Genomic DNA, 9,669 nt, shown 5'->3' with positions numbered 1-9,669 from the left:
AACCGGAGGCCAGGGCCCGGTCCGCCGGCCAGTCGGTCGCCGACCAGCCGGTCGCCGCCGACGCGGAAGTCACCGATGCCGCAGTCGCCGATGCGGACGGCGGCGCCCCGCCCTCCGTCCTGCTGGGCGGCGTACCGCTGGACGAGGTGGAGCGGTCCGTGGCGCGGGCCGCCGTGCTGGTCCAGGACAAGGACCCGGTGCTGCTTTCCGGCACCCTGCGCGAACTGCTCGACGTGCCGTCGTCCGGGCGGGTCGCGGCCGGCGAGGCCCTGTCCGCCGCGCAGTGCGACGACGTGCTGGCGGCGCTGGCCCAGGCGTCGCCGGACCCGGACTGCGAGCCGATGGACACCCGGATCACCGAACGCGGCCGGTCCCTGTCCGGCGGCCAGCGCCAGCGGCTCGCCCTGGCCCGGTCGCTGGTGGCGGACCCGGAGGTCCTCGTGCTGGACGAGCCCACCTCGGCGGTCGACACGCACACCGAGGCCCGGGTCGCCGCGGGCGTCAAGGAGCTGCGCGCGGACCGTACGACCGTCGCGTTCTCCTCCTCACCGCTGCTGCTCGACCTGGCCGACCGGGTGGCGCTGGTGGACGGGGGCACGGTCGTCGCGGTCGGCACGCACCGCGAACTGCTGCGCACCGAGGAGCGGTACCGGGCCGTCGTCGCCCGGGACACCGACGACGAGAAGGCGCCCGACGCCGCATCCGAGCGGAGCGCGGGCATCGGCACCCACCAGGAAGTCGAGGAACGGGCATGAGCGGCGTCCCCCCAACGCCCCGGAACCAGCCGGCCCACGAGCCACCGGCAAACGAACCACCGGTTCACGAGCCACCGGCCACCGAACCTGCGGCCCACAAACTTCCGACCGCCGAACCACCGGCCGCCGAACCACCGGCCGCAAACCCGGCGGCGGCTGCGCAGGGCCGGGAACCCCGGTCCTCCGCCCGCTACGCTCCCCGTCCGCCCGTCCATCAGCCCCCGTCCTACGACCCCGCGGCCCCCGAGACGGCCACCACCCTGCCCGTCGCCGGGCCCGTGACCGTGCGGGCGTACGTCGTGGAGCTGATGCGGCGCCACCGCAGGCCGTTCCTCGTGGTGACGCTGCTCAACACGCTGGCGGTGACGGCGTCCGTCGTGGGCCCGTACCTGCTGGGCGGCATCGTCGAGGACCTGTCCGACGGGGTCTCCGACCTGCATCTGGAGCGCACCGCCGCCGTCTTCGCGGTGGCGCTCGTCGTGCAGACGGTGGCCACCCGGATGATGCGGCTGCGCAGCGCCATGCTGGGCGAGGAGATGCTCGCCGATCTGCGCGAGGACTTCCTCGTGCGGTCGGTGCGGCTGCCGCCGGGCGTGCTGGAGCGGGCGGGCACGGGCGATCTGCTGTCCCGGATCACCACGGACATCGACCGGCTGGCCAACGCGATGCGCGAGGCCGTGCCGCAGTTGACGATCGGCGTGGTGTGGGTGGTCCTGCTCGTCGCCGCGCTCACCGTCACCGCTCCCCCGCTGGCCCTCGCGGTGCTCGTCGCGCTGCCCGTACTGCTGCTCGGCTGCCGCTGGTACTTCCGCCGGGCGCCCTCGGCGTACCGCTCGGAGGCCGCCGGTTACGCGTCCGTCGCGGCGCTGCTCGCGGAGACGGTGGACGCGGGGCGGACCGTGGAGGCGCACCGGCTGGGGGCGCGCCGGGTCGAGCTGTCGGACCTGCGTGTGCGGCAGTGGACCGCGTGGGAGCGGTACACGTTGTTCCTGCGCACGGTGCTCTTCCCGGTCGTCAACGTCACCTACGCGACGATCCTCGGCACGGTGCTGCTGCTGGGCGGCTGGTTCGTCATCGAGGGGTGGCTCACGGTCGGGCAGCTCACCATGGGGGCGCTGCTCGCCCAGATGATGGTGGACCCGATCGGGCTGATCCTGCGCTGGTACGACGAGTTGCAGGTGGCCCAGGTGTCGCTGGCGCGGCTGGTGGGCGTGCGGGAGATCGAGCCGGACGCGGGGGACGCCTCGGTGGTCCCGGACGGCCGGGACGTGCGGGCGGACGACGTGCGCTTCGGGTACGTGGACGGGGTGGACGTGCTGCACCGGGTGTCCCTGGACGTGGCGCCGGGTACGCGGCTGGCGCTGGTCGGGCCGTCCGGTGCGGGCAAGTCGACGCTCGGCCGGCTGCTGGCGGGGATCTACGCGCCGCGGGCCGGTGAGGTGACGCTGGGCGGTGCGCGGCTGTCGCGGATGTCGACGGAGCGGGTGCGGTCGCATGTGGCGCTGGTCAACCAGGAGCACCACGTGTTCGTCGGCTCGCTGCGGGACAACCTGCTGCTGGCGCGGGCGGACGCGCAGGACGCGGAGCTGTGGGCATCGCTGGCCGCGGTGGACGCGGACGGCTGGGCGCGGGCGCTGGAGGACGGGCTCGACGCGGAGGTCGGTTCCGGGGGCCTGGTGATCACTCCGGCGCAGGCCCAGCAGATCGCGCTGGCCCGGCTGGTGCTGGCCGATCCGCACACCCTGGTGCTGGACGAGGCGACGTCGCTGCTCGATCCGCGGGCGGCGCGGAACCTGGAGCAGTCGCTGGCCCGGGTGCTGGACGGCCGTACGGTGGTGGCGATCGCCCACCGGCTGCACACCGCGCACGACGCGGATGTGATCGCGGTGGTCGAGCGGGGCCGGATCAGTGAGCTGGGCAGCCATGACGAGCTGGTGGCGGCGGACGGGGCGTACGCGGCGCTCTGGCGCTCCTGGCACGGCTGACGGTGATCCCGGGGGGGCGGCCGGTGCGCCTCCCCCGGCCCGTCGCCCCACCGCCCCGCCGCCGTCCGGGGCGGCCGGTCCGGGAGCGTCAGATGACGTTCAGCGCGGCGGCCGCGCCGACTCCCCCGAGGATCATGAAGACCGGCATCAGCACCTTGATCTCCACCCAGCTGCCGGCCCTGAAGCGCATGGCCTTCGGCGGGCCGACCGGGTACCAGCGCTTGCGGCCGATCGGGATGGGCCACAGGATCGGGCAGCCGGAGACGGTGAGCGCGTCGCCGATGTCGTGGACGAGGGCGCCGAGCACGATGGGCAGCCCGAGCCAGAGGTATTCCTGGCCCGGGTCGCTGAACAGCCAGTCCGCGCCGTTGCCGGGCTTGTCGAGGAAGCCGGCGAGAATCCAGGCGCTGGTCGCCCCCAGCAGCCACACCAGGACGTCGCTGGAGACGCGGGCGGCCCGCCACAGCAGCCCCTCGACGGCGAGGACGAGGTGGACGAAGAGGATGGCGAGGACCGCCCAGCGGCCTCCGGTGATCGCCAGGGCGGAGGCGCCGGCCCCGATCAGGACGGCCCACACCCAGGTGTGGGTGAGGGTGCGGTGGCCGCCGTTGCGGTTCGAGTCGCCGCGCAGGCGGGTGGCCTTGTAGACGGCGTGCGAGAGCTTGTCGACGACCTCGCACACCGTGCGCGAGACGGGTCCGAAGGCGCGGGAGATGGTCGCCGACTTGTGGTCGAGGTCGGGGGCGAGAGCGGCACCGGCGCTGATGAGCGCCCCGACGACGAGGACGGGCCAGGGCATGGTGTGGCCGGCCGCGGCCGCCGCGGCGCCCACCCCCAGCCAGGCCGCCGCTCCTGACAGCGAGTGTGCCGGTCCCATCATGGTTGTCGAGCCCCCCGTAGGTGTCGCCGAGCGCACCCGCCGGTGGCCGGGCACGCGCTCCGGCCACTGCCGTTGCGGTGCGGCCGAGTTGAGAGGGCAGCGTATCGTCCGTGATCTTCGGGTCGCCGTCCGGTTCCCTCCCCGGGGCGGAAGACAGGCAAGATGGGGGCGTGACCCTTATCGATCAGCTCCCCCCGACCGACGATCCCGACGCTCTCTTCGAGGCCTTCTCGTCCTGGACCGAGACGCAGGGGATCACCCTCTATCCCGCTCAGGAGGAGGCGCTGATCGAGGTGGTGTCCGGGGCCAACGTGATCCTCTCCACGCCCACCGGCTCCGGAAAGAGCCTGGTCGCGGCGGGTGCGCACTTCACGGCCCTGGCGCAGGACAAGGTCACTTTCTACACCGCGCCGATCAAGGCACTGGTGTCGGAGAAGTTCTTCGACCTGTGCAAGCTGTTCGGTACGGAGAACGTCGGCATGCTCACCGGGGACGCCTCGGTCAACGCCGACGCCCCGGTGATCTGCTGCACCGCCGAGGTGCTGGCCTCGATCGCGCTGCGTGACGGGAAGTACGCGGACATCGGCCAGGTCGTGATGGACGAGTTCCACTTCTACGCGGAGCCGGACCGGGGCTGGGCCTGGCAGATCCCGCTGCTCGAACTGCCGCAGGCGCAGTTCGTCCTGATGTCGGCGACCCTCGGCGACGTCCGGATGTTCGAGGAGGACCTGACGCGGCGCACCGGCCGTCCGACGTCGGTGATCCGGTCGGCGACGCGTCCGGTGCCGCTGAGTTACGAGTACCGGCTGACGCCGATCACGGAGACGCTGACGGAACTGCTGGAGACCCGGCAGTCGCCGGTGTACATCGTGCACTTCACGCAGGCGGCGGCGGTGGAGCGGGCGCAGTCGCTGATGAGCATCAACATGTGCAGCAAGGAGGAGAAGGAGAAGATCGCCGATCTGATCGGCAACTTCCGCTTCACCACCAAGTTCGGCCAGAACCTCTCCCGCTATGTGCGGCACGGCATCGGGGTGCACCACGCGGGGATGCTGCCGAAGTACCGCAGGCTGGTGGAGAAGCTGGCGCAGGCGGGGCTGCTGAAGGTGATCTGCGGGACGGACACGCTGGGCGTCGGCGTCAACGTGCCGATCCGCACGGTGCTGTTCACCGCGCTCACCAAGTACGACGGCACGCGGGTGCGGACCCTGCGGGCGCGCGAGTTCCACCAGATCGCGGGCCGGGCCGGCCGGGCGGGCTTCGACACGGCGGGCTTCGTCGTCGCGCAGGCCCCCGAGCACGTCATCGAGAACGAGAAGGCGGTCAAGAAGGCCGGGGACGACCCGAAGAAGAAGCGGAAGGTCGTCCGCAAGAAGGCCCCCGAGGGCTTCGTGGCCTGGTCGGAGAGCACGTTCGACAAGCTGATCCAGTCCGATCCGGAGCCGCTGACCTCGCGCTTCCGGGTGACGCACACGATGCTGCTGTCCGTGATCGCCCGGCCGGGCAACGCCTTCGAGGCGATGCGGCGGCTGCTGGAGGACAACCACGAGCCGCGCCGGGCGCAGCTGCGGCACATCCGCCGGGCCATCGCGATCTACCGGTCGCTGCTGGACGGCGGTGTGGTGGAGCGGCTCGACGAGCCGGACGCGGAGGGGCGCATCGTGCGGCTGACCGTGGACCTCCAGCAGGACTTCGCGCTGAACCAGCCGCTGTCCACGTTCGCGCTGGCGGCGTTCGAGCTGCTGGACCCGGACTCGCCGTCGTACGCGCTGGACATGGTGTCGGTGGTGGAGTCGACGCTGGACGATCCGCGCCAGATCCTGGCCGCGCAGCAGAACAAGGCGCGCGGTGAGGCGGTCGGGCAGATGAAGGCCGACGGCATCGAGTACGAGGAGCGGATGGAGCTGCTCCAGGAGGTGACGTACCCGAAACCGCTGAGCGAGCTGCTGTGGCACGCGTACGACGTCTACCGGCGCAGCCACCCGTGGGTGGGCGACCATCCGGTGTCGCCGAAGTCGGTGATCCGGGACATGTACGAACGCGCCATGACGTTCACGGAGTTCACCTCGAACTACGAGCTGGCGCGTACCGAGGGCATCGTGCTGCGGTATCTGGCGAGCGCGTACAAGGCGCTGGAGCACACGATTCCGGACGATCTGAAGTCGGAGGACCTGGAGGACCTGATCGCCTGGCTGGGCGAGATGGTGCGTCAGGTGGACTCCAGTCTGCTGGACGAGTGGGAGCAGCTGGCCAATCCGGAGGTGGAGACGGCCGAGCAGGCGCAGGAGCGGGCGGACGAGGTCAAGCCGGTCACGGCGAACGCCCGCGCGTTCCGGGTGCTGGTGCGCAACGCGATGTTCCGCCGGGTGGAGCTGGCCGCGCTGGACCGGGTGCGGGAGCTGGGCGAGCTGGACGCCGACGCGGGCTGGGACGAGGACGCGTGGGGCGAGGCGATGGACGCGTACTGGGACGAGTACGAGGAGCTGGGCACCGGTCCGGACGCGCGCGGCCCGAAGCTGCTGAAGATCGACGAGGACGCGGAGCACGGGCTGTGGCGGGTGCGGCAGACGTTCGCCGACCCGAACGGCGACCACGACTGGGGCATCAGCGCGGAGGTGGACCTCGCCGCGTCCGACGAGGAGGGCCGGGCGGTCCTGCGGGTCACGTCCGTGGGCCAGTTGTGAGCGCGGAGGACGACGGCATGACGAATCCGGCCGAGCGCCTGGTCGATCTGCTCGACCTGGAACGCATCGAGGTGAACATCTTCCGGGGCCGCAGCCCCGACGAGTCCCTGCAGCGGGTCTTCGGCGGCCAGGTGGCCGGCCAGGCGCTGGTGGCGGCGGGCCGGACCACGGACGGGGACCGGCCGGTGCACTCGCTGCACGCGTACTTCCTGCGGCCGGGCCGTCCCGGCGTGCCGATCGTGTACGACGTGGAGCGGGTCCGGGACGGCCGGTCGTTCACGACCCGCCGGGTGACGGCGGTGCAGCAGGGCCGGACGATCTTCAATCTGACGGCGTCGTTCCACCGGCCGGAGGAGGCGGGGTTCGAGCACCAGTTGCCGCCGGCCCGGGTGGTGCCGGACCCGGAGGAGCTGCCGACGGTCGCCGAGGAGGTGCGCGAGCATCTGGGCGGTCTGCCGGAGGCGCTGGAGCGGATGGCGCGGCGCCAGCCGTTCGACATCCGGTACGTGGACCGGCTGCGCTGGACGCGCGAGGAGATCCAGGACGCGGACCCGCGCAGCGCGGTGTGGATGCGTGCGGTGGGCCCGCTGGGCGACGATCCGCTGGTGCACACGTGCGCGCTGACGTACGCGAGCGACATGACGCTCCTGGACGCCGTCCGTATCCCGGTGGAGCCGCTGTGGGGGCCGCGCGGCTATGATCTCGCCTCCCTCGATCACGCGATGTGGTTCCACCGGCCGTTCCGGGCGGACGAGTGGTTCCTGTACGACCAGGAGTCGCCGGTGGCGACGGGCGGGCGGGGTCTGGCGCGCGGCCGGATCTACGACCGGGCAGGGAATCTGCTGGTGTCGGTGGTGCAGGAGGGCCTGTTCCGGCGGCTGGACGGCGCCCCCTCGGCGTAACGGCCCGGTGCGGCCGCCCGGGGTCGGTGGGCGCCGGGGGCTGTCCCACTGGTCCGTCCGGGCGATCCCTCCGGCCGAGTACGGCGTACGGCGCGAGCCCTGGCGTGCGTGCCGGGCGGGGGCGCGGAAGGTGGTCGCGCGCGCTGTGTGCGGGCCCGTCCGGCGTCCGGGGGCGCGGCTGAGGAGGCGGGCCGATGACGGCGGATCAGGTGTACGCGGGGCTCGGGCTGATCGTGGTGCTGGCGGTCGGTTCGCAGGTGCTGGCGAGCCGGCTGCGGGTGCCGGCGCTGCTGGTGCTGCTGCCCGCCGGGTTCCTCGCCGGGGCGCTCACCGACGACGTCGATCCGCAGCGGCTGCTGGGGTCCGCCTTCTCGCCGCTGGTGTCGCTCGCGGTGGCGGTGATCCTGTACGACGCCGGGCTCGGCCTGGACCTGAAGCGGCTGCGGGGCCACAACCGGCGGGTGGTGATCCGGCTGCTGTGGCTGGGGGTGCTGCTGACGGTGGTGTCCGCCGCGCTGTTCGCCGTACCGGTGCTGGACATGTCGGCGCAGGCGGCGGTCATGCTGGCCGCGATCCTCGTGGTGTCGGGACCGACCGTCGTGGGGCCGCTGCTCGACTTCGTACGGCCCGCCGAACGGCTGCGGCGCATCCTCGTCTGGGAGGGTTCGCTGATCGACCCGGTCGGCGGGATTCTGGGCGCGCTCGTCTTCCACGGGGTCCTGGCGGGCAACCGGCCGGGGTTCGGCAGCGGGCTCGTCCACTTCCTGGCCAGTGCGGCGCTCGGCGTGGCGGCGGGGGCGGCCGGGGCGGCGGTGCTGTGGCTGATGCTGGGGCGGGTGCGGCTCAGTGAGGAGCTGGCGACGTCGGTGCAGCTGGCCGCGGTGATCGGGGTGGCCGCGGGCTGCGACGCGCTGCGCGACGACACGGGGCTGATCGCGGCCGTCGTCATGGGGATGGCCATGGCGAACCTGCCGGGGCTGGACCTGCCCGTGCGCCGGCCGTTCTTCGAGACGCTGGTCTCCCTGGTCATCGGGCTGTTGTTCGTCTCCATCTCGGCGACGGTGACCCCGGCGTCGCTGCGGCACGTGGTGCTGCCGTCGCTCGCGCTGGTCGCCCTGCTGGTGCTGGTCACCCGGCCGCTGGTCGCGCATCTGGCGGCGCTGGGCACCGATGTGCCGGGCCGGGAGAGGTGGTTCATCGGCTGGATGGCCCCCCGCGGCATCGTCGCCGCGGCCACCGCCTCCACGTTCTCCGCCGAACTCGCCGACCACCATGTCGCCGGGGCCGCGCGCATCCTGCCCGCCACCTTCGTGGTGATCGTGGCGACGGTGACGCTCTACGGGCTGACGGCGTTCCCGGTGGCCCGGCGGCTCGGGGTGCTGCGGCCCGCCCGGTCCCGGCCGTTGCTGGTGGGCGGGGCGCCCTGGGTGGTGGACGCGGCGTGCGCCCTGCGGGCGGCCGGGGTCGATGTGCTGATGTGGGCGGGGGCACAGGAGGAGCGGGCGCGGATCGAGGCGGCCGGTCTGCCGCTGGCCCCCGGCGAGCTGTTCGCCGCGGCCACCGGGGCGGGCGCCGAGCTGGAGGGCATCACCTCGGTGCTGCTGCTCACCGGCGAGGACGACTTCAACGCGCTGGCGTCGGTCACGCTGCGGGACAGCGTCGAGGGGCTGGTGGGCCGGCTGGCCCCGCAGTCCGGCGACCACGGGGTGCCGGGCCGGTCCGCCGGGGGCGACGCCCTGTTCGGTCCGGGGCTGTCCGGGGCGGAGATCGCGGCGAAGTACCGGGCCGGGGCCCGGGTGGAGACGCGGACGGCGGACGGGCCGCTGCCGGAGGGCGTGCGGGTGCTGTTCGCGGTGGGGGTGGAGGGCCGGCTGGAGGTGGTGACGGACGGCGATCGCCCGGAGCCGGCTCCGGGCGACACGCTCGTGGTTCTCGCGGAGGCGTGAGGTGGTGGGTCGCCCCCGCGTTCGTCAGGCCTTCGCGGAACGGTCCGGGCTCGCGCAGAGCGCCCAGATGATGAAGACGTCGATGGCGATGAGCACGATGGACCAGAGCGGGTAGTACGGCAGCCACAGGAAGTTGGCGAGGGCGCCGAGCCCGGCCAGGATCACGCCCACGACCCGGGCCCACAGGGCCCCGCCGAACAGGGCGAAGCCGGCCAGGACGATGACGATGCCGACGATGAGGTGGACCCAGCCCCAGCCCGTCAGGCTGAACTGGAAGACGTAGTTGCGGGTGGCGATGAACACGTCGTCCTCGGCGATGGCGGAGATGCCCTGGAAGATCGCCATCACGCCGCCGAAGATCATCAGGACCGCGGCGAACACGGTCCATCCGGTACGGACCGGATGTGTTCCGCCGGTGCCGGGTGCTGCCGCTGGTGCGCTGCCGGTGCTGGCCATGTGCGGGCCTCCTTAGCTGGCACGGCCGCCCGGCGGAAGCAGGTTCGGAGCCGGGCATTCC

Annotated in this window: 7 protein-coding genes; 5 read left to right on the top strand and 2 right to left on the bottom strand. The window is 72.9% G+C overall.

Annotation, left to right across the window (positions count from 1 at the left end; all coding sequences use genetic code 11):
* Nucleotides 1-755, top strand: a 755-nt coding sequence (locus MHW47_RS10390) for an ABC transporter ATP-binding protein (protein WP_239222382.1), incomplete at its 5' end; no start/stop codon positions are given.
* A gap of 260 nt (nucleotides 756-1,015) precedes the next feature.
* On the top strand, nucleotides 1,016-2,740 hold the full coding sequence (locus tag MHW47_RS10385; RefSeq protein ID WP_239222385.1) for an ABC transporter ATP-binding protein: 1,725 nt from the start codon (nucleotides 1,016-1,018) through the stop codon (nucleotides 2,738-2,740).
* Between the two features lie 88 nt (nucleotides 2,741-2,828).
* Here MHW47_RS10385 and MHW47_RS10380 read toward each other — a convergent pair whose 3' ends face one another.
* Nucleotides 2,829-3,620 (bottom strand): metal-dependent hydrolase, encoded by a 792-nt coding sequence (locus tag MHW47_RS10380; RefSeq protein ID WP_239222381.1) that lies wholly within the window; start codon nucleotides 3,618-3,620, stop codon nucleotides 2,829-2,831.
* Nucleotides 3,621-3,790: 170 nt separating this feature from the next.
* On the opposite strand from MHW47_RS10380, the gene MHW47_RS10375 reads away from it, so the two are divergent.
* The 3 genes from MHW47_RS10375 (at nucleotide 3,791) to MHW47_RS10365 (ending at nucleotide 9,152) form a co-directional block, all read left to right on the top strand.
* Complete coding sequence (locus MHW47_RS10375) at nucleotides 3,791-6,304, top strand: RNA helicase (protein WP_239222380.1); 2,514 nt, start codon at nucleotides 3,791-3,793, stop codon at nucleotides 6,302-6,304.
* A gap of 17 nt (nucleotides 6,305-6,321) precedes the next feature.
* Entirely contained in the window at nucleotides 6,322-7,206 is an 885-nt protein-coding gene (locus MHW47_RS10370) for an acyl-CoA thioesterase II (protein WP_239222379.1), read from the top strand.
* 194 nt (nucleotides 7,207-7,400) lie between these two features.
* Complete coding sequence (locus tag MHW47_RS10365; protein WP_239222378.1) at nucleotides 7,401-9,152, top strand: sodium:proton antiporter; 1,752 nt, start codon at nucleotides 7,401-7,403, stop codon at nucleotides 9,150-9,152.
* Nucleotides 9,153-9,176: 24 nt separating this feature from the next.
* Here MHW47_RS10365 and MHW47_RS10360 read toward each other — a convergent pair whose 3' ends face one another.
* Entirely contained in the window at nucleotides 9,177-9,608 is a 432-nt protein-coding gene (locus MHW47_RS10360; RefSeq protein ID WP_239222377.1) for a hypothetical protein, read from the bottom strand.
* Nucleotides 9,609-9,669 lie beyond the last annotated feature (61 nt).

This window comes from Streptomyces sp. OfavH-34-F, assembly GCF_022347745.1.
GTDB lineage: Bacteria > Actinomycetota > Actinomycetes > Streptomycetales > Streptomycetaceae > Streptomyces.
This window is presented reverse-complemented; position numbering and strand designations above follow the sequence as displayed.

Bases quoted from the DNA above. Each gene is read 5' to 3' on its own strand.
- MHW47_RS10380 (WP_239222381.1), bottom strand. From the start codon at position 3,620: ATGATGGGACCGGCACACTCGCTGTCAGGAGCGGCGGCCTGGCTGGGG.
- MHW47_RS10370 (WP_239222379.1), top strand. From the start codon at position 6,322: ATGACGAATCCGGCCGAGCGCCTGGTCGATCTGCTCGACCTGGAACGC.
- MHW47_RS10365 (WP_239222378.1), top strand. From the start codon at position 7,401: ATGACGGCGGATCAGGTGTACGCGGGGCTCGGGCTGATCGTGGTGCTG.
- MHW47_RS10360 (WP_239222377.1), bottom strand. From the start codon at position 9,608: ATGGCCAGCACCGGCAGCGCACCAGCGGCAGCACCCGGCACCGGCGGA.